Below are 26,165 nucleotides of genomic sequence, written 5' to 3'. Positions count from 1 at the left end.
AACGTTACTTCCGTTGATCTGTATCAAGAGCTTCATGGAACGAAAGCAAAGGTATCAGGCAGTGAACACGGTATATACCATCTGCAGCGCCAGCCCCATCATCATGACCGCGAAAATCCGCTTGAGTATCGTCACCGGCAGGCGATGCGCCAGTCTGGCCCCCACCGGCGCCATCAGCATGCTGAAGGGAGCCATCAACAGCAGTGCGGGCAGGTAGACGAAACCCAGCGCGGCGCCAGGCAGGCCGGGGGTACCCCAGCCGTTGATCACGTAGCCCAGGGCGCCGGCCAGGGCGATGGGCAGGCCGACGGCGGCAGAAGTGCCGATGGCCTGGGGCAGCTTGACGTTGCACCAGGTCAGGAACGGCACGGTCAGCGAGCCGCCGCCAATGGCCACCAGCGCCGAGATGCCGCCGATCCCCAGCCCTGCACCGCCGAGGCCGACTGCCCCTGGAAGGTTACGCGTCGGCTTGGGCTTGATGTTGGCCAGCATCTGCAGCGACATCAGGATCATGAAGCAGGCGAAGAAGATCGCCAGGCCCCGGGTCGGCAGCAAGGCGGCAATGAAGGTGGCCAGGAAGGTGCCCACCAGAATGCCGGGGGTCAGGTAGCGCACGGTCTCCCAGCGCACGGCACCGTGGCGCCGGTGAGAGAGCAGGCTCGCCGTGGAAGCGGGAATGATGGCGGCCATCGAGGTACCCAGCGCCAGATGAGCCAGGTGCTCGAGGGGCACGCCCTGGGCGAGGAACAGCGCGGTCAGTATCGGCACCATGATGCCGCCGCCGCCAACGCCCAACAGGCCGGCCATGATACCGACCACCGCACCCAAGGCCACGTAGGCCAACCAGATAAGCTCCAAGGTCATTCCTCAAGTGATCGGGAACGATAAGGCGAGCCAGTCTATCAGAAAAGCGTCATCGGCAGCCCATATCCAGCACGGCCTGGCCGGCAGACGAGACCACAGTCGAAAAAAAACCGGCCCCGAAGGGCCGGTTTCGTCGTCGACGAATCGACGTGTCTTCTATCGATCGCTTGCCGTAAGGCAGAACGATTAGAAGTGGTAGCGAGCGCCAAGCAGCCAGAACAGGTTGTCGCTGTTCTCGTCTACAGATACGCCATCGGCAGTGCTGACAGTGATGTCACCCTGATCGGCGCGATGCAGCTCGGCGAAGACGTCGAAGTTGTTTGACAGCTTGTAGTAGCTACCCAGGGCCCAAGCAGTGCGGTTCTCTTCGTTGTCCGGACGAACGCGGTAAACGTCGGCGTTGAAGGCCAGTTGCCCCAGAGAGTAGGTAGCACCCAGACCCCAAGTGCTGAAACCGGAGTAGTCTTCAACCGCGCCACCAGCGTCGATGGCAGAGTCGTTGGTGTCCTGAGTTTCGTAACCCAGACGAGCAGAGAACTGATCGTTGAAGGCGTAGGAAACGGTAGCACCGTAGATGTTCTCGTCGACACCGCGCAAATCACGGCTGTCGTAACGATGGCGAGTTCCGCGAGCGCTCAGAGCATTATCGTCACGATCCTGGACGAAACCGGCGGCCAGACGCAGACCTTCCCACTGATACGTCACGCCACCTTGGACGTTGAGCACGGAAGAACGATCTTCGCCAGTCTCGGGCAGGCCGTTACCGGTGTAGTGCTTGGCCATCAGGAAGGCCTGGAAGCCTTGCAGATTCGGGGTGATGTAGCCGATGGAGTCACCGCGAGCCTGCAGGTCACTGCCCTCACCAGCAGCGAACTCGTAACCGCGATCGATGTAGACATCGAACGGAGACATGACGCGGCTGCTGTAGAAGCTGTCGAAGTTACCCGCCATCACGGTACCGAACTGAGTGCTTTCCAGACCGATGAAGCTGTGACGCACTTCGGCGAAGCCGCCGGACTGGTCACGCTCGTCGCCCTTGAAGCGCCACTCGACGCGACCGAAGGCGCGCAGAGCGGGATCGATCTGGTGGCTCATGGAAATGCCGAGACGGGAGTAGACGTCACGGAACTCAGTGCCGCCAGCTTTGTCTTCGCCCGGCTGGACATCCTGGTGACCGCCACCGGAGATACCCATAGCAATACGGCCGTTAATATCCAGACGAGTGCCGTCCTGGTCGTAAACGGTTGCGGCCTGAGCGGCAGCGGTGACGCCCAGGGCGCCGGCAATGGCAGTCGCTAACAGTGTCTTTTTCATCGCGATAGTTCCTTTCACTAGCTTACTGTTTCGATCGTTACTGCACGGATCGGTGATCGGTGCAGGTAGCTTGCCGGGCATGGGTCCCGCCGTGCTTGGCTCGGTTCCTTCCCAGGAAGGGCCGGGGGCCGGTCATGACCGCAGCGAAGCCTTGTTATAGTCCAATGCTCGCAGGTAGAACTCTATACCGGGAAAAATCGGAACGCAATAAGAAAAAACACTGTTTTCCTATGATGCCCGCCTCCCCGACGGAACTTTGCCCTGCTTTTGCGGTCCTGGGCGCTCCCGCTCCCTGAACCGCGTGCTGCAGGCATGGCAGTCGATCTGCCTGGCAGCGATGAGCCCGCACATCATGCCTCGCTGATACAGCGCTGACAAGCGACGGACTTTCTACGCTTCGGCTGGGCCGGCTTCAACTCCCCTTGCGGCTGCTGCCGTGCTTGGCCAGCAATGCCGAAAGCTTGGCCTCCATGCGCTCCTCGGGGTCCGCCGTTGCGGCGATGGGATCGGCTGCTCCCGATGCGGGGCTGGCGGCCTTGGGTGGGGCATTCTCATGAGACTGACGGGCGGCCTTGTCGGCCGGCTGGGCGCCTGTTGCAACGGCGCGGCTGCGGCCGGAGTTCGCCTTGCCACTGCCCCGCTTCGGGGCGGCACCTGCCGGACGGCTGCGCTCGAGCCGTTCGCTCTGCAACCGCTCCAGCTTGCGCTTGGCATGTTCGGCGGCCTGGGCATCGACGTCACCGGCAGGCGCACCGTCGAGGTCGATACGCTCGGCGCCTTCACGCACCGCCTTCAGGTAGCGCGGCAGATTGACGTAGCCGGCCAGCGCGCGGCGCACCAGCTTTTCGGGCCAGGGCTCGCGTGCAGCGAGGTCGTGGTGAATGCCGACCTTGAGCGGCCGTGTATGCCCCTTGAAGAAGGTGTGGGGATAGCGCTGGTACCACTGCTTCAGCAGGGCATCGGCGGAGGGCGCCTGCTCGATGGCAAGCTGGCCCTGACGCTCGTCGGCGGTGCGCTCAGTCGAGGCCACCCTGGCCGAAGCGTACGCTGGAGCGAAGGGAGCGACGGCTACGCCCCCTGCCGGAGCGAACGCTGTTGATGGCTTGATTGTTGCTTCTTTATCTTTACCGCCACCATCTTTACCGCCATCGCCTTTACCGCCGGCTGCCGACGCTTTGTCTATATCGTCTTTACCGCCAGCGGCCTGGGAGTCGGGCGACTCGCCGTGCTGAGCGGCCTCCGCCCGCGGTCGCTGGCCGATCAGCGCCGCCAGGCCTTGGGCGCGCCGCGCGGGGCCGGGAAACGCCGGGGTCGGCTCGCCCTTGCGCAGTCGTTCGCGCAGACGGGCGTTGTCCTCCTCGAGCTCGCGATTCTGCTCATCCAGTTCGCGGTTCTCTTCCATCAGCTCCAGGCGAGCCGCTTCCAGCTCCTGCTGCCGCGCCTCGGATTCTGCGAGACGGGACTCCAGTTCCTGGATCCTTGCGCGATAGCTGCGCAGCTCATGGAGCGCCGTGTCGGCACAGGTCTCCAAGACATCGAACAGTTGACGTGAACGCTCTTCGATCAAACCGGCATCCTCCTGGCGGGCTCACGTTGACGACACGACGATCGAACGGGGTGGCGAGAACGGGGCAGCTCCATGCCTCAGCCTAGTGTGTGCCACAAGCGAGGCGCTGACAACGTGCAGTTCAGCGGCGTTGGTACTGCACGAAACTGTAGCTCGGCTGGCCCGGGTTGGGCGAGCCCGGTACCCGCTGCACCTCCTGCCATTCACTCTCGTCCAGCTCGGGAAAGCGGGCATCGCCCTCCACCTCGACATCCACCTCGGTGAGGTAGATACGGCTGGCGTGGGGCAGCGCCTGGACATAGATCTCGCCGCCGCCCATCACCATGATCTCCTCGCTGGCATCGATGGTGGCCTGCTGGTCGGCCAGGAAAAGCGCCGATTCGAGATCGTGGCAGACCCGCACGCCGTCGTGGTGAAAGCTCTCATCCCGGGTCACCACGATGTTGAGGCGGCCCGGCAGCGGGCGGCCGATGGAAGCGAAGGTCTTGCGCCCCATGATCAGCGGCTTGGCCTGGGTCATGCGCTTGAAGAACTTGAGGTCCTCGGGCAGATGCCAGGGCAGCTTGTTGTCGACGCCGATCACGCCGTTGCGCGACACCGCGGCGATCATCGCCACCGGCACCAGAGTCTCGTCGGTCATACTGCCACCTCGGCCTTGATATGGGGATGGGGGTCGTAGCCTTCGATGGCGATATGCTCGAAGCGGAACGCGAACAGGTCGTCGACGCCGGGATCGAGCACCAGCCGGGGCGCCGAACGCGGGGTGCGCGAGAGCTGCAGCTCGGCCTGCTCCAGGTGGTTGAGGTACAGGTGCGCGTCGCCCAGGGTGTGGATGAAGTCGCCAGGCTCGAGGCCGGCGACCTGGGCGATCATCATGGTCAGTAGCGCGTAGCTGGCGATGTTGAACGGCACCCCGAGGAAGATATCGGCGCTGCGCTGATAGAGCTGGCAGGAGAGCCGCCCTTCCGCCACGTAGAACTGGAACAGGCAGTGGCACGGGGGCAGCGCCATCTCATCGACCAGCGCCGGGTTCCAGGCCGAGACGATCAGCCGCCGCGAGCCGGGGTTGGTGCGCAGCTGCTCGAGCAGCTTGGCGATCTGATCCACGTGGCCGCCGCGGGGGGCGGGCCAGCTGCGCCACTGATAGCCGTAGACGGGGCCGAGATCGCCGTTGTCGTCGGCCCACTCGTCCCAGATGCTGACCCCGTTCTCCTTGAGATAGGCGATGTTGGTATCGCCACGCAGGAACCATAGCAGCTCGTGGACGATCGAGCGCAGGTGCAGCTTCTTGGTAGTCACCAGCGGAAAGCCGCGGGAGAGATCGAAGCGCATCTGGTGGCCAAACAGCGAGCGCGTGCCGACCCCGGTGCGATCGCCGCGCTCCACGCCCTGCTCCAGCACCTGCCGCATCAGATCCAGATACGGTTGCTCGAGAGCGGACTGTTCGGGTTGCGATTGGAGAGCGACCCGTTCGGTAGCGGGCCGCCCGAGCTGGGCGTTGTCGTCAGGCATCTTGGCAAGGCTCTATATATAAGATGGTCGATTGGCAGTCGATCGATTGACCAGAGAGTCTACCGCCTCCGCTCACGCACTCCTACTCTTGGCGAGTATCACTGCCCCGCTGTCGTCGAGCTTCACTGCATCGTCTTGTCGCCCACCAGCGGCTGACGCCGCGACCAGGCGATGAGCAGGATACCGAAGAGAATCATCGGCAGGGTCAGCAGCATGCCCATGGTGAACCAGCCGAAGGCCAGGTAGCCGATGTGGGCATCCGGCAGGCGGTAGAACTCCACGCCGAAGCGGAACACCCCGTAGAGCAGCAGGAACAGACCGGAAACCAGACCGCGCCGACGCGGCTGGGCCGACACCCACCACAGGATGACGAACATCACCAAGCCTTCGAGAAAGGCCTCATAGAGCGCGGTGGGGTGCCGCGGCTCCGGCCCCATACCGGGGAACGGCATGCCCCAGGGCATCTCGGTGACCCGACCGGGCAGTTCGCGGTTGATGAAGTTGCCGATGCGCCCGGCGCCCAGGCCGATCGGCACCATGGGTGCGAAGAAATCGGTGAGGCTGAAGAAGGCCATGCGCTTCTTGCGGGCGAACCAGAGCGCGGCCAGCAGCACGCCGATCAAGCCACCGTGGAAGCTCATGCCGCCGTCCCAGACACGGAACACCCATAGCGGGTCGGCGGCCCACTGGCCCATGCCGTAGAACAGCGCATAGCCGAGGCGGCCGCCGGCCACCACGCCGATGGCGAGATAGAACAGCAGATCGCCGACATCCTCATGGGTAAGGCCGAAACGATGGGCCCGCTGGCGCCCCAACCACCAGGCACCGACGAAGCCGATCACGTACATCAGGCCATACCAGTGCACCTGAAAGGGGCCGAGCGAGATGGCGACAGGATCGATATCGGGATAGTTCATGTACACCTCGGAACGGGAAACGGAGCCTTACGACGGCCAGCGGGCCGAAAGCACAGACCGGGGCCGGCATGATGACGGGGCCGCCGTCGATGACAGATGAAAGATGAAAGATGAAAGATGAACGCAACACGGTCATGTCGCTGCGGTATCTTGGAAGGCGTCCGGCCGCCACTGCCGAAGCAGGTCGATGAGCTCACGCGGGCCATAGGGTTTGGCCAGGTAGTCGTCCATGCCCGCTTCGACGAAGCGCTGGCGGTCGCTGTCGGTGGCATTGGCGGTGAGCGCCACCAGAATGCTGCGACCGGCCTCGGGAGCGAGTGCCTCCTGTTCGCGCCAGCGTCGGGCTGCCTCGATGCCATCCATGTCTGGCATGAAGATGTCCATCAGCACCAGGTCGTAGAACAGACGCTGCTGGCGTTCCAGCGCTTCCGGGCCGCTGGCAACGCTGTCGACCCTGAGCCCCTGGGCCTCGAGCAGCTGGCTGGCCAGCATGCGGTTGACCGGCCCGTCATCGACCACCAGTACCCGCAGCGGCTCGTCCTGGACGGCGCTGGCCGAAGGCATCAGCTCGCCCCGCTCTCCGGCCAGACTGTTGATCAGCAGCAGGATGTCGGCGATACGCTCGCGCAGGTGGGCGTAACGCGACGAATCTCCAGCGCCTGCCTCACGCTCCATGCTCCCGGCCAACTCACTCAGCAGCGGCTCCAGCTCGCGCTGCAGCAGCGTCAGGTAGTGGGACTTCAGCCGCGAGTCTTCCCTCGCCCGCTCGCGGGCCGCCAGCAGATTGCCGAATTCGTGCATGCCGGCGCGTTCGAAGAGCAGCAATTGATAGGGCGAGGCCTCCAGCCACTCCGCCCGGAAGGAGCGCCAGCGCCCCTCGCCATCGAGCACCTGCACCTCGACCAGCCTGTCACCCGCATCGCCTCGCTCGATCAGCCGAGTCGCGGGATCCTGCCCCCTGAGCTTGGCCAGACTTTCTCCCAGCACCTGCTCCATGGCCAGGTTGGCGCCGACGATCCGCCCCTGGTAGAGCAGCAGCGCCGGCCGCTGACTGCTCGCCAGCAGCGCATCGGGGCTCGGTACCAGCTCGAGCCGCGACTGCAGCTCGATCATGCCATCATGCAGGCGCTCCATGCGCCCCATCATCGAGTCGTCATGGGTCTCGAGCCGTCCCGGCTGTGCCAGCCAGCCCGGCAGCATCTGTTCGGCTTCCAACAGCAGACGCTCGATGCGCTCGAGGCGGCTCTCGGCCTGAGCTTCACATTCGCGAATGCGGTGGCGCAATTGCAGGAGAAAGGCCGAGGTGGTGAGGGTCGTGCCGACCAGCAGGGCCAGCAGCAGCCAGGCGGGACCCGTCCAGGTGGCAGGATCGGGAGTGGCCAGCCACAATACGGCGCCTGCCAGCAGACACAGCAGCACCAGGGCTGCCTGGGCCAGCAGCAGCGGCCACAGCAGGGGCCATATCAGGTAAGACCATAAGCGGTCCTTGTGTACTACCACGGGCTTGCGTCCCTGTGCCGAATGCCGATGGGTGAGTTTACGCCGCTACGTCCTGGCTGTCATGGCGACGCCAGGAACGAGTTGAGATGCAAGGTAATTTGCTCCCGCGTCACCCCCTGGGGCTGTCCAGCAGGGCCGAAGCGACGCTCTTCCAGCACCACGGCGCCCTCGCCGGCGTCCCACTCCAGCCAGGTAGTGGCACGGGTGCCGTACTGCTCGCCGACGATGAAAGGCGGCGACAGCCGGCGCTCCAGCTCCAGCCCCACGCCGGTATCGGGCAGATGGCCATCGTCGGCCGGCAGTGTCTGGCCAAACGCTTCCAGCGCGTCCTCCGGCCAGCGGCGACGCTGCGCGGTCGCCAGCCCTTGTCGGGCGGCGATCAGCTTGGGCCAGGGCGTATCGAGAGTGGCATTGGAAAGGCCGTGGATGCCGGGCGCGACCTGGGTGAGCAGCAGCTCGTCCCGACCGCGGTGCAGATGCCAGAGGCGCTCACCATCGCCCGCCAGCAGGTTGAAGCCGGCATAGCGCCAACCCTCGCCCCCGGCGAGCCTGAGCAGCCAGGCAGCGAGGTCGGGGCACTCCAGTGCGTCGCGCACGAGCTGTCCCCGGCTCGGCGCACCGGGCGCCACGGCGAGGGCAGGATCGCGCACGTTGGTCACCGCCGCGAATCGCCCGCGACGATGCACCGCCAGCCAGCTGCCGCCGGCCTCGAGATCGCGGCCGCCGACGATGTCGGGAGCATCCTGCCACGCCGCCAGTGCAGCCGTCGGCCGTTGGTAGAACTCGTCGCGGTTGGCCACCAGGCGCAGCGCTATCGGCGCCTGCGGTCGAAAATCGAAAGCGATGAGACACATGAGTCGCGCTCAGTCCCGTGGCGGCAGCAGGTGCGCCAGCTGCCATTCGCTGAGACGCCCGAACAGATGGCTGCGAACCGCCACCGGAGAATTGAGCGCCAGGGTTTCCCGAACCAGCGCCTTGGCGGCGTCGATCGATACCCGACGAATGGCCGCTCTGACCCGGGGCAGGCTGGGGGCGTTCATGGAGAGGGAATCGAAGCCCATGCCCATCAGCAGCAGCGCGCCGGCCGGGTCGCCGGCCAGTTCGCCGCACACCGAGATCGGCTTCTTCAACCGCCGTGACTCCTCGGCCAGCCGCGCCATGGCGCACAGCACGGCGGGATGGCAGGAGTCGTAGAGGCTCGCCACCCGGGGGTTGTTGCGATCCACCGCCAGCAGGTACTGGGTCAGGTCGTTGCTGCCGACGGAGAAGAAGTCGACCCGCTCGGCCAGGGCATCCAACTGATAGAGCGTGGCAGGGACCTCCAGCATCACGCCTACCCGGGGCCGCGGCGAGACCACGCCCTCTTCGCCCAGCTCGCGAATGGCACGGTCCAGCAGGCGCAGCGCATCGTCGACTTCGTCGACGTTGGTCACCATGGGCAGCAGGATCTGCAGATTGTCGAGCCCCTGGGCGGCACGCAGCATGGCGCGCAGCTGTACCATCAGCACTTCAGGATGATCGAGCGTGACCCGGATGCCGCGCCAGCCGAGAAAGGGATTGGCTTCCTCGATAGGGAAGTAAGGCAGGTCCTTGTCGCCACCGATGTCGAGCGTGCGCATGACCACCGGCAGCGGTGCAAAGCTTTCCAATTGATCGCGGTAGAGACGCGCCTGCTCCTGCTCGCCAGGAAAGCGCTCGGCGATCATGAACGGCACTTCGGTGCGGTACAGACCTACGCCGCTGATGCGCTTCTTCAACGACACCGCGGTATCGAAGGCCAGGCCGGTGTTGACCATCAGCGGCATCACGTGGCCGTCGGGCGTCTCGCTGGGCAGGTCCTGCTCGTGCTCCAGCACTTCCGTCAGCGCCGCTTCTTCTGCGATCAGGCTGCCGTAGCGGGCCTTCAGTTCATCGGTTGGCCGCACGAAGAGCCGCCCACGGTGCCCGTCGAGGACCACCTCGGCACCGGAGAGTCGCGGCAACGGCAGGTCGACCATGCCCGACACGGTGGGAATGCCCATGGCCCGCGCCACGATCGCCACGTGAGAGGTGCTCGAGCCACGCATCGAGACCAGCCCGGCAAGCCGCTCCCGCGGCACTTCGCCCAGCGTGGCGACGCTGATCTCGTCGCCCACCAGGATGGTGCTCTCGGGGAAGTTGGCGGGGGTCTGGGGAGTCTCCTCCTGCAGATGCGCCAGCACCCGGCGGCCCAGGTCGCGCACGTCGGCGGCCCGCTCGCGCAGGTAGTCGTCGTCGACCCGCTCCAGGTACTGCACGTGACGCCGCACCACGTCGGCCAACGCCCCCGGCGCCCACTGCCCTTCGCGAATGCGCTTCTCCACTTCCTGAGAGAGCGCGGCTTCGCTGAGCATCTGCTGGTAGACCTCGAACAGGGCCAGCTCCTGGGCCGAGATACGGTTGGCCAGACGCTCGCCCGCGGCGCGAATCTCCTCGCGCACGCACTCGATGGCCTCCTTGAGGCGCGCGATCTCGTGCTCGACGTCGGTGGGAATCAGGTCGGGAACGCTGTCCAGGTCGGCCAGCGGCGCCACCACCACCACCTCGCCGATGGCCATGCCGGGCGAGGCGGCAACGCCGGTGAACATGGCCTGCCCGCCAGGCAGTGCGGGCTTGCTGAGACTGCCCGTAGCCAGAGCGTGAGCCAGCACACCGGCCAACTGCGCGCCCATGGTGATGAGGAAGGCTTCATCCTCCTCATCGTAACGCCGCTTCTCACTCTGCTGTACGACGAGAACGCCGAGCATGCGCCGCTGGTGAATGATCGGCACGCCGAGAAAACTGGAGTAGCGCTCTTCGCCGGTGGCCTCGAAGTAGCGGAAGCGCGGGTGCGACGGTGCATCCTCCAGGTTGAGCGGCTCCTCGCGCTCGGCCACCAGGCCGACCAGCCCCTCGCCCACCCGCAGGGTCACCTGCCCCACCGCCTGGCTGTGCAGGCCGATGGTTTCCATCAGCACCAGCGCTTCGACCTCGGCATCGAAGAGATAGAAGGAGCACACGTCGGTGCGCATGGCCTTGCGGATACGGCGAACCATGGTCGCCAGCGCCGCATCGAGATTGCGTGCCCCGTTGACCTCCTGAATGACCCGGCGCAGCACCTCGAGCATCGGCGTCTTGCTTTCCATCGTTGTCGTCCCTCGCCTGCTCAGGAGTCAAGGCCAAGCACCGCCAGTGGTGGCAGCACTTACTAACGGGGCCCTGCGTTGCCCCTCTCGTACCGAACAGCGGTCTTATCCGCTCAGCGCCCTTCCAGCGCCAGCCGCTGCGCCCGCGGCGACAGCTCGCTCAGCGCGCGGCGATACACCTCGCGCTTGAACGGCACCACCTGACCCAGCGGATACCAGTAGCTGACCCAGCGCCAGTTATCGAACTCGGGCTTCTCCGAGCCGTCCATGCAGATACGGCTCTCCTGACAGCGAATCCGCAGCAGGAACCACTTCTGCTTCTGGCCGATACACACCGGCCTCGAGTTCATGCGCACCATGCGTCGCGGCAAACGGTAGCGCAGCCATCCCCGGGTACAGGCGAGCAGTTCGACGTCATCGGCGGTCAGGCCGATTTCCTCCTCCAGCTCTCGATAAAGCGCCTGTTGCGGTGTTTCGGTTGACTTGATGCCTCCCTGGGGAAACTGCCACGCATTCTGTCCTACCCGACGCGCCCAAAGCAGCTGCCCCCTTGCGTTGGCGATGATGATGCCAACGTTGGGGCGAAAGCCGTCAGCGTCGATCACGGACGTCACCTTGTGAAATTCATCGTTGCTTGCATTCTTCCACAAGGGCGCGAAGCGCATCAATACAACGTTGGGGCCGAACCGGCGGCAGGAGAAAAAGCTGTGGCAGGCTTAGCAGCGAGGACGTTGTCTGACATAATCGCCAGCTTTCACGAAACCTAGCAAGTCATTACTCACCAAATCGCAAGGGGTAAGCCGTGAGTCTGGCCATCTTCGACCTGGACAATACCCTGCTCGCCATCGACAGCGACCACGCCTGGGGCGAGTTTCTGCTCGAACAGGGAGCAGTGGATGCCAAGGCCTACCGTGAAGCCAACGACCGCTTCATGGCCGACTATGAGGCGGGCACGCTGGACATCCATGCCTTTCTCGCCGTGGCGCTCAAGCCGCTCGCCGACAACAGCCCCGAGCAGCTGGCTGCCTGGCATCAGCAGTTCATGGCCAGCAAGATCGAGCCCAACATCCTGGCCAAAGGCGAAGAGCTGCTGGCGCGTCACCGCAGTCGTGGCGACACCCTGCTGATCGTCACCGCCACCAACCGCTTCATCACCGGCCCCATCGCCGAGCGGCTGGGCGTGGATCATCTCATCGCGGTGGAGCCGGAGGTGCGCGACGGCCGCTACACCGGCCAGGTCAGCGGCACGCCGAGCTATCGCGAAGGCAAGGTCAAGCGCCTGGAGGCGTGGCTGGCGGACAAGGACTACACCCTGGACGACGCCTGGTTCTACAGCGACTCCCACAACGACCTGCCGCTGCTGGAGCTGGTGGAGCACCCGGTGGCGGTGGACCCCGACGCCACCCTGCGCGAGGTGGCCGAACGGCGCGGCTGGCGCATCATGAGCCTGCGCGACTGACCCAGGCCCGCCCTGCCATACGCAAAACCCCGAAAGCCTGGGCTTTCGGGGTTTTTCTTTACTGCCTGCCGACTACACTGCGCGGCGATTCGCTCGCGCAGGCATTTGTCAGCCCAGAAGGTGCTCGACCGCGGCGCGCTCTTCCCGCAGCTCGTCTTCGGTGGCCTTCATCTTGCCACGGCTGAACTCGTCGATCTCCAGACCCTGGACGATCTCGTAGTCGCCGTTCTGGCAGCGCACCGGGTAGGAGTAGATGATGCCCTCGGCGATGCCGTAGCTGCCGTCGGAGGGAATCGCCATGCTCACCACCTGATCGGTGCCCAGCGCCCAGTCGCGCATGTGGTCGATGGCGGAGGAGGCAGCGGAAGCGGCAGAAGAAGCACCGCGCGCCTTGATGATCGCCGCGCCGCGCTGCTGCACGGTGGGGATGAAGTCGTTCTCGTACCAGTCGCGCTCGACCAGATCGAAAGCCGGCTTGCCGGCCACCTTGGTGTGGGCCAGATCCGGGTACTGGGTAGCGCTGTGGTTGCCCCAGATGATCATGCTGTCGACATCGGTAACGCGCTTGCCGGTCTTCTGCGCCAGCTGGGTCAAGGCGCGGTTGTGATCCAGACGGGTCATCGCGGTGAACTGACGCGGGCTCAGGTCGGGCGCGTTGCAGGAAGCGATCAGGGCGTTGGTGTTGGCCGGGTTGCCCACCACCAGCACGCGCACGTTGCGGCTGGCATTGTCGTTGAGCGCCTTGCCCTGCACGGAGAAGATCGCCGCGTTGGCTTCCAGCAGGTCCTTGCGCTCCATGCCCGGGCCGCGCGGACGGGCGCCGACCAGCAGAGCGAAATCGGCATTCTTGAAGGCGACGTTCGGGTCGTCGGTGGCGACGATGTCCTGCACCAGCGGGAAGGCGCAGTCGTTCACTTCCATGACCACGCCGTTGAGCGCGTCCATGGCCTGGGGAATCTCGAGCAGCTGGAGAATGACGGGCTGATCCGGGCCCAGCATGTCGCCTGCGGCAATACGGAAGATAAGGGAGTAGCTGATCTGGCCGGCACCGCCGGTAATGGCAATACGTACGGGATCTTTCATCGTTGCTCCTTCGGTTGAGCCGCCGTGAGGAAAACGCCGCTACGAATGGCTGCGCGAGCGAATCGTTCAGCATTTTCCTGAGGATGAGCCTTGCGAGCGCTTGCCCGCCCTGGCCGGGATTCGGACCGCAAGATGTTATGCTTGCGGTGCACAAAACTCAATCCGACCTCCGGCTAGGGAAAATCCCGCACAGTGACTGCGCGAGCGAATCTCTGCGTTGCGCTTCATCTCGCTCGCCGAGCGTGCAGGGCTTCCCCATGGTACAACTGCCACCCTTTTCGGCTTTTGCGCTATCATGCAATGCTTGATTAGCCGAGTAGGCGTCACGATTCAGCCAGCTCGGCTCCGCGCGACGCAGCACTCGCTGCGCAGGCTCGTCTACCGTACTCCTGCTATCGAACCAGGGAAGGCCGCATGCTCAGACGTCCCCCTATTTCCGCGCTGCTGGCCGCTCTGGTGCTGCTGGCTCTGCTGCTGTGGCTGGCACTCGGCGACGTGCAGCGCTTCCAGCAGCAGGCGCCCACCGCGGAAGCGCCACCCGCCGAGACCCTGCCCCGGGTCGAGTACCGTCACAGCAGCGCCGTCGCCTACCAGCCACAGCGGGTGGTCCAGGGCCAGCTGATGGCCTTTCGCGAGGTCGAGCTGCGTACCCGCCATGCCGGCCGGGTCGTCGAATTGCCGGTCACCCAGGGCAGCACGGTGGAAACCGGCTCGCCCCTGCTGGCGCTGTCGCGCGACGCCCTGGAAGCGCAGCTGCAGCGCGCCGAGGATCGGCTCGAACTGGCCAGGGCCGAGCTGACCGGGGCCGACAGTTTACGTCAGCGCAACCTGATCTCTCAGCCCGAACTGCTGGGCCTTCAGAGCAGCGTCAGCGTGGCAGCGGCGGAGCTGGCCGAGCTGCGCCAGGCGCTGGAGGAGACGCGCCCCGCGGCCCCCTTCGACGGCGTCGTGGACCGTCTTCACGTGGCACTGGGCGAGGTGCTGCAGGTCGGCGACCCCTATGCCAGCCTGGTCGACGACCGCCGTCTCAAGGCCAGCGCCTGGGTGGCCCAACGCGATGCGCCCGACCTTGCCCCCGGGCTGCCCGTCGAGGCGCGCCTGCTGGACGGCAGCCGCCTCGACGGCGAGCTGACCCACGTCGCCAGTCGTGCCGATGAGTCCACTCGCTCCTTCTATATCGAAGCCGAATTCGACAACGCGGAGCGGCGCCGTCTGGCCGGCGCCAGCGCCACCCTGGCGATCACCCTGCCCGAGCGTGAGGTACACCACTTCTCCCCCGCCCTGCTCGAGCTGGACGATGAGGGCCGGCTGCGGGTCAAACACCTGGACGAGGAGGACCGGGTGGTGAGCACACCCATCAGCCTGGTCGCCGCCGACGCCACTCAGGCCCGTGTGGCCGGGCTGCCCGAGACGATTCGCCTGATCACCCTGGGCAGCGGCTTCGTCGCCCCCGGCGAGGAGGTCATCGCCGTGCCGGCGCCAAATGAGAGCGACAACGGCACCCTCGACGAAGATGCCGCCAACGCCATTACCGACGAAGCCATTACCGACGAAGACGGCACGATCAGCGAACGCGCAGAACAGGAGACTCCCTGATCATGCGTACCCTGATCGAGGCCGCACTGGACCGGTCGCGCACCACTCTACTGCTGCTGCTGGCCCTGCTGCTGGCGGGCCTCGCCGCATGGCAGGCAGTGCCCAAGGAGGCCAACCCGGACGTACCGATCCCCATCATCTACGTCTCGCTGGCGCTGGAGGGGGTGAGCCCCGAGGATGGCGAACGGCTGCTGGTGCGGCCAATGGAGCAGGAGCTGCGCACCATCGAGGGTGTGCGCAAGATGACCTCCCAGGCCAGCGAAGGCCACGCTGCGGTGACTCTGGAGTTCGACGCCGGCTTCGACCCGCGCCAGGCGCTGGCCGACGTGCGCGAGCGGGTCGACATCGCCAACGCCTCGCTGCCCGACGAGGCCGAGGAGCCGCGGGTCTTCGAGGTCAACGTCGGCCTCTTCCCGGTGCTGACCCTGGGGCTCTCGGGTCCCATCGAGGAGGTCCGGCGGCTGGCCATCGCCCGCCAACTGCAGGATGCCTTCGAGGGCGTGCCCGAAGTGCTCGAAGTGGAGATCGGCGGCGAGCGCGAGGAGCTGATGGAGATCGTCATCGACCCGCTGGTGCTCGACAGCTACGGCGTCGACTTCGACACCCTGTTCAACCTGATCACCCGCAACAACCGCCTGGTGGCCGCCGGCAGCCTGGATACCGGCGCCGGCCGCAGCCCGGTCAAGGTGCCCGGCATCATCGAATCATTGGACGACGTGCTCAACATGCCGGTGAAGGTCGACGGCGACCGGGTGGTCACCTTCTCCGACGTGGGCTGGATCCACCCCACCTTCAAGGAACCAGCGGGCTTCGCCCGCATCGACGACGAGCCGGCCCTGGTACTGGAGATCTCCAAGCGTGCCGGCGCCAACCTGATCGCCACCATCGAGGGGGTGCGCGAGATCCTCGACCAGGCCGCGCCGCTGCTGCCCGAGGAGCTCTCGATCACCACCATCATGGACCAATCGGTGACCGTCGATCAGATGCTCTCGGAGCTGCTCAACAACGTGCTCACCGCCGTGGTGCTGGTACTGATCGTGATCCTGGCCGCCATGGGCGTGCGCTCGGCGCTGATGGTGGGGCTGACCATTCCCGGCGCTTTCCTCACTGGCATCCTGCTGATCTGGGCCATCGGTTACACCCTCAACATCGTGGTGCTGTTCGCCCTCATCTTGGTCGCCGGCATGCTGGTGGACGGCGCCATCGTGGTCAGCGAACTGGCCGACCGCCACCTGCGCGAAGGTCAGCCGCCGCGGCAGGCCTGGATCAACGCCGCCTCACGCATGAGCTGGCCGGTGATCGCCGCCACCGCCACCACTTTGGCGGTGTTCTTCCCGCTGCTGTTCTGGCCCGGCGTGGTGGGTGAGTTCATGAAGTACCTGCCGGCCACGGTGATCCTGTGCCTGATCGCCTCCTTGGCCATGGCGCTGATCTTCCTGCCCACCCTGGGCGGTGTGTTCAGCGTACGCGCCAGCCGGGCCGTGCACGGCGAAGAGATGATCACCGCCGGCGGACGTCTGTATCGCACCACCCTGGCCCGGCTGCTGGCCTGGCCGGGCATGACGCTGACGATCGCCCTGCTGCTGATGGCGCTGATCTTCGTCGGTTACGGTCGCTTCAATCACGGCGTCGAGTTCTTTCCCGCCGTCGAGCCGGAAAATGCCCAGGTGATGGTACGCGCCCGCGGGGATTTTTCCGCGTTGGAGAAAGACGCCATCGTGCGTCGGGTGGAAGCGCGGCTGGCCGGCATGAGCGAGGTGCAAGCGCTCTATGCCCGCTCCTACGCCATTCCCAACGAGCAGCTCGGCAGCGACGTGATCGGCACGGTGCAGTTCCAGTTGATCGACTGGCAGGAGCGCCGCCCGGCCCAGGTGATCATGAACGAGATGGCCGAGCGCACCGCCGATCTGCCCGGGGTGGTGCTGGAATTCCGCGAGCAGGACATGGGCCCCGGCGCCGGCAAGCCGATCGTGCTGGAGGTGAGCGCCCAGCAGGAGGCCGATAGCGCGGCCACGGTGGAAACCATCCGGCGCGAAATGGAGCGCCTGGGCGGTTTCCGCGACATCGAGGACAACCGCAGCCTGCCCGGCATCGAGTGGCGGCTCAACGTCGACCGTGCGGCCGCCGCCAGGCTCGGCGCCGACGTGGCCGCGGTGGGCAGCGCCGTGCAACTGGTCACCAACGGCCTGCAGGTGGCGAGCTACCGGCCCGCCCACGCCCCCGACGAAGTCGACATCAGCGTGCGCTTCCCCCATGACTGGCGCAGCATCGATCAGTTGGACCGGCTGACCCTCAACACCTCCCGCGGGCAGGTACCGATCTCCCACTTCGCCAGCCTCGAGCCTGCGCCACGGGTCGGCACCCTGCACCGCATCGACGGCCAGCGTGCCATCACCCTCGAGGCGGACGTGGCCGCAGGCTACCAGCCCGATGAGCGTCTGCGCGCGCTGCTGGCCTCGCTGGGCCCACCGCCGGAGGGCGTGCGCGTCAACGTGGCCGGTGAACAGGAGGACCAGGAGGAGGCCAGCCGCTTCCTGATCACCGCCTTCCTCGTGGCGATCGGGCTGATGCTGCTGATCCTCGTCACCCAGTTCAACAGCCTCTACCAGGCGCTGCTGGTGCTCTCGGCTATCGTCTTCTCCACCGCCGGCGTGCTGATGGGCCTGCTGATCAACGGCCAGCCGTTCGGCATCGTCATGGTGGGCATGGGCATCATCGCCCTGGCGGGCATCGTGGTGAACAACAACATCGTGTTGATCGACACCTACAACGAGCTGCGCCACGCGGGGCTGGCGCCCTACGACGCCGCTCTGGAGGCCGGCGGCCTGCGCCTGCGCCCGGTGCTGCTCACCGCCATCACCACCGTGCTGGGACTGATGCCGATGGTGCTGGAGATCAACGTCAACCTGTTCGCCCCGAGCCTGGGATTCGGCGCCCCCTCCACCCAATGGTGGACCCAGCTCTCCAGCGCCATCGCCGGCGGCCTGGTGTTCGCCACCGGGCTGACACTGCTGCTGACGCCATGCATGCTGGTGCTGTGGCAGCGCCGCTCGACGCGGGAAGCGACCGAGCCCACGGACATCGCAACGCCGAGCGCGCAGACATAAACGCCGCCCCGGGGACAAACCGGGGCGGCGTCAAAATGGGTCGGCCCGCAGGCCTGCTAGAGAACGGTTCGTAGAACCAGAACCATTCGGTAGCGCTATTCGGTTTCGGTTTCCGGGCGCGGCGTATGCGCGGCGTGCAACCTGGCGATCAGTTGGTCTTCCAGGGCGAAGCGTTCGGTCAGCCCCTTGGCGAGACGATCGAGCCATGCGGGCAAGCGCGGCAGGAAATGCTGGCAGCGCACCGGGGTCGAGAAGTCGGCGTCGAAGGCCAGCACCAGTTCGGTGGAGAGCTCCAGGCGCTCCAGCAGCTTGGCGGCGATTTCCAGCGCTTCGTGATCCTCGAAGGCGTTGGCCTCCTCACGCAGCTGCGGATAGATCTCGAAGTGACCGGCACTGATGTAATCCATCAGTAGCTCGCTGAAGCGATCGATCTGGGGCTTGCACACGGCCTCGAGCTCAGTATCGCAGGCCTCCTTGAGCTCGATGAAACTGACCAGCAGCTCACGGCGCTCGTCGAGCCAGCGGTCGATCAGCTGATGCACGCCACCCCAGCGTTCCCTGGCAGTCTTGCACTGTTCCAGCATGGAGAGCCTCCTTCCCCTGTGAAGCCGGTTGCAGCCCGGACCCTGCCGAACCCGAAACCCCAGACTCACCCTTGCCAGCCTGACTGTCAATCCTTGGCCGAGGGAAAAACGTTCTTCAACGATTTACTTCAAGCTTGAAATTTTAAGCTTGAAGTATTTCTTCGGCGGGTCTAGCCTGATATCAACTACAACAACCAAACGGTTCCGCCTCATGAGAATCGCCTGCCTGGGCGGTGGCCCCGCCGGCCTCTACTTCGCCATCAGCATGAAGTTGCACGACCCGGCGCACGAGATCGTGGTGATCGAGCGCAACCGCCCCGACGACACCTTCGGCTGGGGCGTGGTGCTCTCCGACGAGACGCTGGACAACCTGGCCGCCAACGATGCCGTCAGCGCGGCGCGCATCCGTAAGCACTTCGCCTATTGGGACGACATCGCCGTGATCCACGACGGCGTCAAGACCGTCTCCACCGGTCACGGCTTCTGCGGTATCGGCCGCCGCCAGCTGCTGTTGCTGCTGCAGGCGCGCGCCCGGGAGCTCGACATCGAGCTGCGCTTCGAGAGCGACGTCGCCGAATCCGCCATCGATGAGCTGCGCCGCGAGTTCGACCTGGTGCTGGCCGCCGACGGCCTCAACTCACGCACCCGTCAGCGCTATGCCGAGCATTTCCAGCCCGACATCGACGTGCGCGCCTGCAAGTTCGTCTGGCTCGGTACCCGTCAGACCTTCAACGACGCCTTTACCTTCATCTTCGAAAAGACCGAGCACGGCTGGGTGTGGGCCCACGCCTACCAGTTCGACGCCGACACCGCGACCTTCATCGTCGAGTGCAGCGAAGCCACCTGGCGGGCCTTCGGCTTCGGCGAGATGAGCCAGCAGGCGTCCATCGCTCTGTGCGAGCGCATCTTCGCCCGACATCTCGACGGCCACGCGCTGATGAGCAACGCCAACCACATTCGTGGCTCGGCGTGGATCAACTTCCCCCGCGTGCTGTGCGCGCGCTGGAGCTTCGACAACGTGGTGCTGATGGGCGATGCCGCGGCCACCGCGCACTTCTCCATCGGCTCCGGCACCAAGCTGGCGCTGGAGAGCGCCATCGCGCTGGCCGAGTACCTGCACAGCGAGCCCGACATGGCCAGCGCCTTCGCCCGCTACGAGGAGGAGCGCCGCCTGGAGGTGCTGCGCCTGCAGTCGGCGGCACGCAACTCCACCGAGTGGTTCGAACAGGTGGAGCGCTACCTGGACCTCGACCCGGTGCAGTTCAACTACTCGCTGCTGACCCGTTCCCAGCGTATCAGCCACGAGAACCTGCGCCTGCGCGATCCGGCCTGGCTCGAGAGCGCCGAACGCTGGTTCCAGGCTCAGGCCGGCAACGCGGGCAGCGCACGGGCGCCGATGTTCGCCCCCTACCGGCTGCGCGACATGCAGCTGATCAACCGGGTAGTGGTTTCACCCATGGCCCAGTACAAGGCAATGGACGGTTGCCCCACCGACTGGCATTTCGTGCACTACGCCGAACGCGCCAAGGGCGGCGCCGGGCTGGTCTACACCGAGATGACCTGTGTCTCGCCGGAGGGCCGTATCACCCCGGGCTGCCCCGGCTTCTACGCCCCCGAGCACGAGGCGGCATGGAAGCGGTTGTGCGACTTCGTCCACGCCGAGACACCGGCCAAGCTGTGCGCCCAGATCGGCCACTCCGGACCCAAGGGCTCGACACAGCTCGGCTGGCAGGAGATGGACGCGCCGCTCGCCGAAGGCAACTGGCCGATCATGGCGGCTTCCGCCGTGCCCTGGTCGGCGCGCAACCAGACGCCGAAAGCCATGGACCGCGCCGACATGGAGCGGGTGCGCGACGAGTTCGTCGCCGCCGCCCGCATGGCCGAGCGCGCCGGCTTCGACATGCTCGAGGTGCATGCCGCCCACGGTTACCTGCTCTCCTCCTTCATCACTCCGCTGACCAACCGCCGCGACGACGAGTACGGCGGTTCGCTCGAGAACCGCATGCGCTATCCCTTGGAGGTGATCCGCGCAGTGCGCGCCGCCTGGCCGGCCCACAAGCCGCTCTCGGTGCGCATCTCGGCCAACGACTGGGTCGGCGACGAAGGCGTCACCCCCGATGAGGCGGTCGAGATCGCCCGCCTGCTCCAGGCCGCCGAGGTCGACATCGTCGACGTCTCCGCCGGGCAGACCTCGACCCGGGCCAAGCCGCAGTACGGGCGCATGTTCCAGACGCCCTTCTCGGATCGCATCCGCAACGAGACCGTTATGGCCACCATGGCGGTGGGCAACATCTACCAGGCCGACCACGTCAACTCGATCCTGATGGCCGGACGCGCCGACCTGGTGTGCCTGGCTCGCCCCCACCTGGCCGACCCCTACTGGACGCTGCACGCCGCCGCCGGCATCCAGGACGGCGAATGCGAGTGGCCGTCGCCCTATCGGGCCGGGCGCGATCAGCTGCAGCGCCTGGCCGAGCGCGGCGAAGGGTGGGTGTGAGCATGAACACGACCCTGCCTCCCCTCGACGGCAAGCGCGCGGTGATCACCGGCGGCGGCAGCGGCATCGGCGCCGACATGGCGCTGGCCTTCGCCGAGGCCGGCGCGAAGGTGACCATCACCGGGCGCCGCATCGCTGCGCTCGACGCCTTGGCCGAGCGACACCCCAACATCGCTACCGCTGTCGCCGACGTAACCCGCGAGGCCGATATGGTCGCTCTGTTCGAGCGCCTGGGCGAGGTCGATATCGTGATCGCCAATGCCGGGGCCGCTGAGAGCGCGCCGCTGGCCAGAACCGGCCTCGACCAGTGGCAGCGCATGCTCGATGTCAACCTGACTGGCGTGTTCCTGACCCTGCGCGAGGGCCTCAAGCGCGTGCGCGACGGCGGCCGGCTGATCGCCGTGGCCTCCACCGCCGGGCTCAAGGGCTATCCCTACGTGGCGCCCTACTGCGCCGCCAAGCACGGCGTGGTGGGTCTGGTGCGCGCCCTGGCCCAGGAAGTGGCGGGACGCGCTATCACCGTCAACGCACTGTGCCCCGGCTTCACCGAAACCCCGCTGCTGGAAGAGAGCATCGCCACTATCGTCGCCAAGACCGGGCAGACGGCGGAGCAGGCCCGCGCCCACCTGCAATCGACCAATCCCAGCGGCAGGCTGATCCAGCCCGCCGAGGTCACCGCCACCGCGCTGTGGCTGTGCGGTCCGCACAGTAGCGCCATCCACGGCCAGGCGATCTCCATTTCGGGAGGCGAGACATGAGCGCACCAAAGGCAAAATCCGACGCCCTGAGCAAGGAGCGCCTGCGCCTGTGGCTGCGCATGCTCAGAGTGACCCGTCAGGTGGAAGCGGCGCTGCGCGAGAAGCTGCGCCTGGAGTTCGACTCCACCCTGCCACGCTTCGACGTCATGGCCGCGCTCTATCGCGACCGCGAGGGGCTGAAGATGAACGAGCTCTCCAAGCGGCTGCGCGTCTCCAACGGCAACGTCACCGGTATCGTCGACCGCCTGGCCGAGGACGGCCTGGTGGAGCGCATCGCCATCGAAGGGGACCGCCGCGCCACCCTGGTACGCCTCACCTCCGCCGGCTGTGATGCCTTCACCGTCATGGCCGAGGCCCACGAGGGCTGGGTCGACGAACTGCTGGATGGCGTCGATGCCGAGGATGCCCACCACATCGGCGAGCTGCTGCACCGCTTGCCGGCCGACACGGGAGCACGACCATGAAACTGGCCGACCTGACGCCCAGGCATTTCCTGTGGCGCATGGAGGGCGAAGTGGCGGTGATCCGCCTCGACCGCCCCGAACGCAAGAATCCGCTCACCTTCGACAGCTACGCCGAGCTGCGCGACACCTTTCGCAATCTGGTCTATGCCGAGGACGTCAAGGCCGTGGTGTTCGCCGCCAACGGCGGCAACTTCTGCTCCGGCGGCGACGTCCACGAGATCATCGCCCCGCTGGTAGGACGTGACATGAAGGGCCTGCTCGAATTCACCCGCATGACCGGCGACCTGGTCAAGGCAATGATCCACTGCGGCAAGCCGGTGATCAGCGCGGTGGACGGCGTCTGCGTCGGTGCCGGCGCCATCATCGCCATGGCCTCGGACATCCGCTTCGCCACGCCCCGGGCCAGCACTGCCTTCCTCTTCACCCGGGTGGGCCTGGCCGGCTGCGACATGGGTGCCTGCGCCATGCTGCCACGCATCATCGGCCAGGGCCGCGCCGCCGACCTGCTCTACAGCGGGCGCAGCATGAGCGCCGAAGAGGGCTATCAATGGGGCTTCTACAATCGCCTGGTACCGGAACAGGAGCTGGAAGCCGAGGCCATCGCCTACGCTACCCGCCTGGCCCAGGGGCCCACCTTCGCCCACGGCATCACCAAGACCCAGCTCAACCAGGAGTGGTCGATGAGCCTGGAGCAGGCCATCGAGGCCGAGGCCCAGGCCCAGGCGATCTGCATGCAGACCCGCGACTTCGAGCGCGCCTACCGCGCCTTCGCCGCCAAACAGAAGCCGGTCTTCGAGGGGGATTGATGAGCGATACGAGCTTTCTCGACTGGCCCTTCTTCGAGGCCCGCCATCGCGACCTGGCCAAGCGCCTGGAAGCATGGTGCCAGCGCGAGTTGCCCCGCGACCACGCCGACGTCGACGCTACCTGCATCCAGCTAGTGCGCGACCTGGGTCGGGCGGGCTTCCTCGAGGGCACTGCGGGGGACGCCATCGACGTACGCAGCCTGTGTCTGATCCGTGAAACCCTGGCCCGCCACGACGGCCTGGCCGACTTCGCCTTCGCCATGCAGGGGCTCGGCACCGGGGCCATCAGCCTGTTCGGCAGCGCCGAGCAAAAGCAGTGGGTGGACAGGACCCGCCGCGGCGAGGCGCTTTCCGCCTTCGCCCTGAGCGAGCCGCGCTCGGGCTCCGACGTGGCCCAGTTGGATACTACCGCCGAGCGCGACGGCGACGGTTACCGCATCAACGGCGAGAAGACCTGGATTTCCAACGGCGGCATCGCCGATGTGTACACCCTGTTCGCCCGAACCGGCGAGGGGCCGGGGGCCAAGGGGCTCTCCTGCTTCCTGGTGCCGGCCGACACGCCGGGGCTCGAAATCCGCGAACGGCTGGGGACCATCTCGCCCCACCCGCTGGCCCGGCTCGGCTTCGCCGACATGCGCCTGCCGGCCAGCGCCATGATCGGCCAGCCCGGCCAGGGCTTTCGCATCGCCATGGCGGTGCTCGACGTGTTCCGCTCCACGGTGGGCGCCGCCGCCCTGGGCTTCGCCCGCCGCGCGCTGGACGAGTCGCTGGACCGGGCCAGGAACCGCGAGCTGTTCGGCGCCAGCCTGGCCGACCTGCAGATGGTGCAGGGCCACCTGGCGGAGATGGCGCTGGACGTGGACGCCGCCGCGCTGCTGGTCTATCGCGCCGCCTGGACCAAAGACATGGGCGCCGAGCGGGTCACCCGCGAGGCGGCCATGGCCAAGCTCTACGCCACCGACCGCGCCCAGCAGGTGATCGACAAGGCGGTGCAACTGCACGGCGGCGACGGCGTGCGCAAGGGCCACATCGTTGAGAGCCTGTATCGCGAGATCCGCGCGCTGCGCATCTACGAAGGCGCCTCGGACGTGCAGAAGGTGGTGATCGCCCGCAGCGCACTGGCGGAGAACCGACCGGGCACGAACTGAGCAAACGAAACAAGACCAATAACCAAAGCGACGAGACACGCCAGCCAGACCCGTATCCCCTGTCGACGCTTCGGCGCCGAACAACAACAACGACGTACGGAGAATGGTCATGAACGCACCGTCGGCTCACGCCGATACCTTTGCCCGGGACAACCTGCCTCCCGTGCATGAATGGCCCGAGCTCAGGCTCGACGGCTTCGACTATCCCGAGCGGCTCAACGCCGCGGTGGAGCTCTGCGACCGCTGGCTCGAGCGTGGCCATGGCGAACGCGTGGCGCTGATCGGCAACGGCCGACGACGCAGCTACCGCGAGCTTGCCGAGTGGAGCAACCGCCTGGCCCACGCCCTGGTGGAAGAGCTCGGCGTGCGCCCCGGCAACCGGGTGCTGATCCGCTCGGCCAACAACCCGGCCATGGTCGCCTGCTGGCTGGCCGCGACCAAGGCCGGCGCGGTGGTGGTCAACACCATGCCGATGCTGCGCGCGAGCGAACTGACCCAGATCGTCGACAAGGCCAAGATAGCTCTGGCCCTGTGCGATACCCGCCTGCTCGACGAGCTCGAGGCCTGCGCCGCCGGGAGCGCCTTCCTGAAGCGAGTGGTCGGCTTCGACGGCACGGCCAACCACGATGCCGAACTCGACCGACTGGCGCTGGACAAGCCCACCGAGTTCGAGGCGGTCGCCACCGCCGCCGACGATGTCGCCCTGCTCGGCTTCACCTCCGGCACCACCGGCCAGCCCAAGGCCACCATGCACTTCCATCGCGATCTGCTGATCATCGCCGACGGCTACGCCCGCGAGGTGCTGCAAGTGAGTGCGGACGACGTCTTCGTCGGCTCGCCACCGCTGGCCTTCACCTTCGGCCTCGGCGGGCTGGCCATCTTCCCGCTGCGCTTCGGTGCCAGCGCCGTGCTGCTGGAGAAGGCCACGCCGCCCAACATGATGGAAATCATCCGCGAGCATCGTGCCACCGTCGTATTTACTGCCCCCACCGCCTATCGCACCATGCTCGCCTCGCTCGAAAGCGGCGAGGAACTCGACAGCCTGCGCCTGGCGGTCTCGGCCGGCGAAACGTTGCCGGCACCGATCTACCATGAATGGATCGAGAAGACCGGCAAGCCGATCCTCGACGGCATCGGGGCCACGGAGATGCTGCACATCTTCATCTCCAACCATCTGGACGACCATCGCCCGGGCTGCACCGGCAAGCCGGTGGCCGGCTACGAGGCCAAGGTCGTCGATGCCGAGATGAACGAGCTGCCCCGCGGCGAAGTGGGACGCTTGGCGGTGCGCGGTCCTACGGGCTGTCGCTACCTGAACGACGTACGGCAGCTCAAATATGTTCGCGACGGCTGGAACATCACTGGCGATGCCTTCTACCAGGACGAGGAGGGTTACTTCCACTTCGCCGCGCGCAACGACGACATGATCGTCTCGGCCGGCTACAACATCGCCGGCCCCGAGGTGGAAGCCGCCCTGCTGGCCCACGAGGCGGTGGCGGAGTGTGCCGTAATCGGCGCACCGAATGGAGAGCGTGGGCAGATCGTCGAGGCCTTCGTGGTACTGTCTCCCGGGGTCGAGCCGGATGCCGAGTGCGTCGAGCGGTTACAGCAGTTCGTCAAGCAGCGCATCGCCCCCTACAAGTATCCGCGCTCGGTGCGCTTCGTCGAGGCGTTGCCGAAGACGGCCACCGGCAAGGTGCAGCGCTTTCGGCTGCGCCAGGAGCATTATCCTGGCGATTGATGACCGAGCCAGGCGATTAATGGCCGAGCCAGGCGATTGATGGCCGGACATTGGAAGGCCCGATGGTGGATCAGACTGACGGCGGAAAACGGCCCGACAGCCATG

At 66.3% G+C, this 26,165-nt stretch carries 21 protein-coding genes; 9 read left to right on the top strand and 12 right to left on the bottom strand.

The features are described 5' to 3' along the window. Nucleotides 1-54 precede the first annotated feature (54 nt). The 10 genes from HOP59_RS09400 to HOP59_RS09355 form a co-directional block, all read right to left on the bottom strand. Nucleotides 55-864: a sulfite exporter TauE/SafE family protein gene (locus HOP59_RS09400; protein ID WP_010627229.1), complete on the bottom strand. Its 810-nt coding sequence runs from the start codon at nt 862-864 to the stop codon at nt 55-57. A 186-nt stretch (nt 865-1,050) separates the two neighbouring features. After that, nucleotides 1,051-2,178: a porin gene (locus HOP59_RS09395; RefSeq protein WP_234253698.1), complete on the bottom strand. Its 1,128-nt coding sequence runs from the start codon at nt 2,176-2,178 to the stop codon at nt 1,051-1,053. Nucleotides 2,179-2,590: 412 nt separating this feature from the next. Beyond that, nucleotides 2,591-3,745, bottom strand: coding sequence for a ProQ/FINO family protein (locus HOP59_RS09390; RefSeq protein WP_234253697.1), 1,155 nt, complete (start codon nt 3,743-3,745; stop codon nt 2,591-2,593). A gap of 121 nt (nt 3,746-3,866) precedes the next feature. Continuing rightward, nucleotides 3,867-4,385 carry a dihydrofolate reductase gene (locus HOP59_RS09385; RefSeq protein WP_234253695.1) on the bottom strand — a complete coding sequence of 173 codons (519 nt, stop codon included), beginning with the start codon at nt 4,383-4,385 and terminating at the stop codon, nt 3,867-3,869. Continuing rightward, entirely contained in the window at nt 4,382-5,155 is a 774-nt protein-coding gene (locus HOP59_RS09380) for a thymidylate synthase (RefSeq protein WP_234253928.1), read from the bottom strand. Before HOP59_RS09380 ends, HOP59_RS09385 begins: the two co-directional genes overlap by 4 nt. Nucleotides 5,156-5,379: 224 nt before the next feature. After that, nucleotides 5,380-6,174: a prolipoprotein diacylglyceryl transferase gene (gene lgt, locus HOP59_RS09375; RefSeq protein WP_234253693.1), complete on the bottom strand. Its 795-nt coding sequence runs from the start codon at nt 6,172-6,174 to the stop codon at nt 5,380-5,382. Nucleotides 6,175-6,306: 132 nt separating this feature from the next. Continuing rightward, nucleotides 6,307-7,674: a response regulator gene (locus HOP59_RS23595; protein WP_234253691.1), complete on the bottom strand. Its 1,368-nt coding sequence runs from the start codon at nt 7,672-7,674 to the stop codon at nt 6,307-6,309. 59 nt (nt 7,675-7,733) lie between these two features. After that, nucleotides 7,734-8,528 (bottom strand): NRDE family protein, encoded by a 795-nt coding sequence (locus tag HOP59_RS09365; RefSeq protein WP_234253689.1) that lies wholly within the window; start codon nt 8,526-8,528, stop codon nt 7,734-7,736. A 9-nt stretch (nt 8,529-8,537) separates the two neighbouring features. Continuing rightward, a complete protein-coding gene (gene ptsP / locus HOP59_RS09360) occupies nt 8,538-10,799 on the bottom strand; it encodes a phosphoenolpyruvate--protein phosphotransferase (RefSeq protein ID WP_026037964.1) in 2,262 nt (753 codons plus the stop codon). A 131-nt stretch (nt 10,800-10,930) separates the two neighbouring features. Then, nucleotides 10,931-11,422 (bottom strand): RNA pyrophosphohydrolase, encoded by a 492-nt coding sequence (locus HOP59_RS09355; protein ID WP_026037963.1) that lies wholly within the window; start codon nt 11,420-11,422, stop codon nt 10,931-10,933. A gap of 197 nt (nt 11,423-11,619) precedes the next feature. Here HOP59_RS09355 and HOP59_RS09350 point away from each other — a divergent pair, with 197 nt between their 5' ends. Next, entirely contained in the window at nt 11,620-12,276 is a 657-nt protein-coding gene (locus tag HOP59_RS09350) for a histidinol-phosphatase (RefSeq protein WP_010627219.1), read from the top strand. Nucleotides 12,277-12,384: 108 nt separating this feature from the next. Here the strand turns inward: HOP59_RS09350 and HOP59_RS09345 are convergent, their stop codons facing one another. Further along, on the bottom strand, nt 12,385-13,359 hold the full coding sequence (locus HOP59_RS09345; protein ID WP_234253687.1) for a malate dehydrogenase: 975 nt from the start codon (nt 13,357-13,359) through the stop codon (nt 12,385-12,387). A 414-nt stretch (nt 13,360-13,773) separates the two neighbouring features. Here HOP59_RS09345 and HOP59_RS09340 point away from each other — a divergent pair, with 414 nt between their 5' ends. Both HOP59_RS09340 and HOP59_RS09335 read left to right on the top strand, forming a co-directional pair. Further along, nucleotides 13,774-14,955, top strand: a complete 1,182-nt coding sequence (locus HOP59_RS09340) for an efflux RND transporter periplasmic adaptor subunit (protein WP_234253685.1) — start codon at nt 13,774-13,776, stop codon at nt 14,953-14,955. Between the two features lie 2 nt (nt 14,956-14,957). Beyond that, entirely contained in the window at nt 14,958-18,062 is a 3,105-nt protein-coding gene (locus tag HOP59_RS09335) for an efflux RND transporter permease subunit (protein WP_234253683.1), read from the top strand. 95 nt (nt 18,063-18,157) lie between these two features. Here the strand turns inward: HOP59_RS09335 and rsd are convergent, their stop codons facing one another. Next, complete coding sequence (gene rsd, locus HOP59_RS09330) at nt 18,158-18,646, bottom strand: sigma D regulator (RefSeq protein ID WP_010627212.1); 489 nt, start codon at nt 18,644-18,646, stop codon at nt 18,158-18,160. Nucleotides 18,647-18,857: 211 nt separating this feature from the next. Here rsd and HOP59_RS09325 point away from each other — a divergent pair, with 211 nt between their 5' ends. From HOP59_RS09325 to HOP59_RS09300, 6 genes are all read left to right on the top strand, one after another. Then, nucleotides 18,858-21,143 carry a bifunctional salicylyl-CoA 5-hydroxylase/oxidoreductase gene (locus tag HOP59_RS09325; RefSeq protein ID WP_234253681.1) on the top strand — a complete coding sequence of 762 codons (2,286 nt, stop codon included), beginning with the start codon at nt 18,858-18,860 and terminating at the stop codon, nt 21,141-21,143. Nucleotides 21,144-21,145: 2 nt separating this feature from the next. Further along, nucleotides 21,146-21,901 carry an SDR family NAD(P)-dependent oxidoreductase gene (locus tag HOP59_RS09320; RefSeq protein WP_234253680.1) on the top strand — a complete coding sequence of 252 codons (756 nt, stop codon included), beginning with the start codon at nt 21,146-21,148 and terminating at the stop codon, nt 21,899-21,901. After that, the gene (locus HOP59_RS09315) at nt 21,898-22,365 is read left to right on the top strand and encodes a MarR family winged helix-turn-helix transcriptional regulator (RefSeq protein ID WP_103968315.1); all 468 of its coding nucleotides are present in this window, start codon (nt 21,898-21,900) and stop codon (nt 22,363-22,365) included. Before HOP59_RS09320 ends, HOP59_RS09315 begins: the two co-directional genes overlap by 4 nt. Further along, nucleotides 22,362-23,171 (top strand): enoyl-CoA hydratase family protein, encoded by an 810-nt coding sequence (locus HOP59_RS09310; RefSeq protein ID WP_234253679.1) that lies wholly within the window; start codon nt 22,362-22,364, stop codon nt 23,169-23,171. The genes HOP59_RS09315 and HOP59_RS09310 overlap by 4 nt, the downstream gene beginning before the upstream one ends. After that, nucleotides 23,171-24,319, top strand: coding sequence for an acyl-CoA dehydrogenase family protein (locus HOP59_RS09305; RefSeq protein ID WP_234253677.1), 1,149 nt, complete (start codon nt 23,171-23,173; stop codon nt 24,317-24,319). The genes HOP59_RS09310 and HOP59_RS09305 overlap by 1 nt, the downstream gene beginning before the upstream one ends. A gap of 109 nt (nt 24,320-24,428) precedes the next feature. Next, complete coding sequence (locus HOP59_RS09300) at nt 24,429-26,060, top strand: benzoate-CoA ligase family protein (protein WP_234253675.1); 1,632 nt, start codon at nt 24,429-24,431, stop codon at nt 26,058-26,060. Nucleotides 26,061-26,165: the final 105 nt, after the last annotated feature.

The organism is Billgrantia aerodenitrificans (assembly GCF_021404405.1).
Taxonomy (GTDB): domain Bacteria; phylum Pseudomonadota; class Gammaproteobacteria; order Pseudomonadales; family Halomonadaceae; genus Halomonas; species Halomonas aerodenitrificans.
Note: the sequence above shows the minus strand (reverse complement) of the source record. Positions and strands in the feature narration are given on the sequence as shown.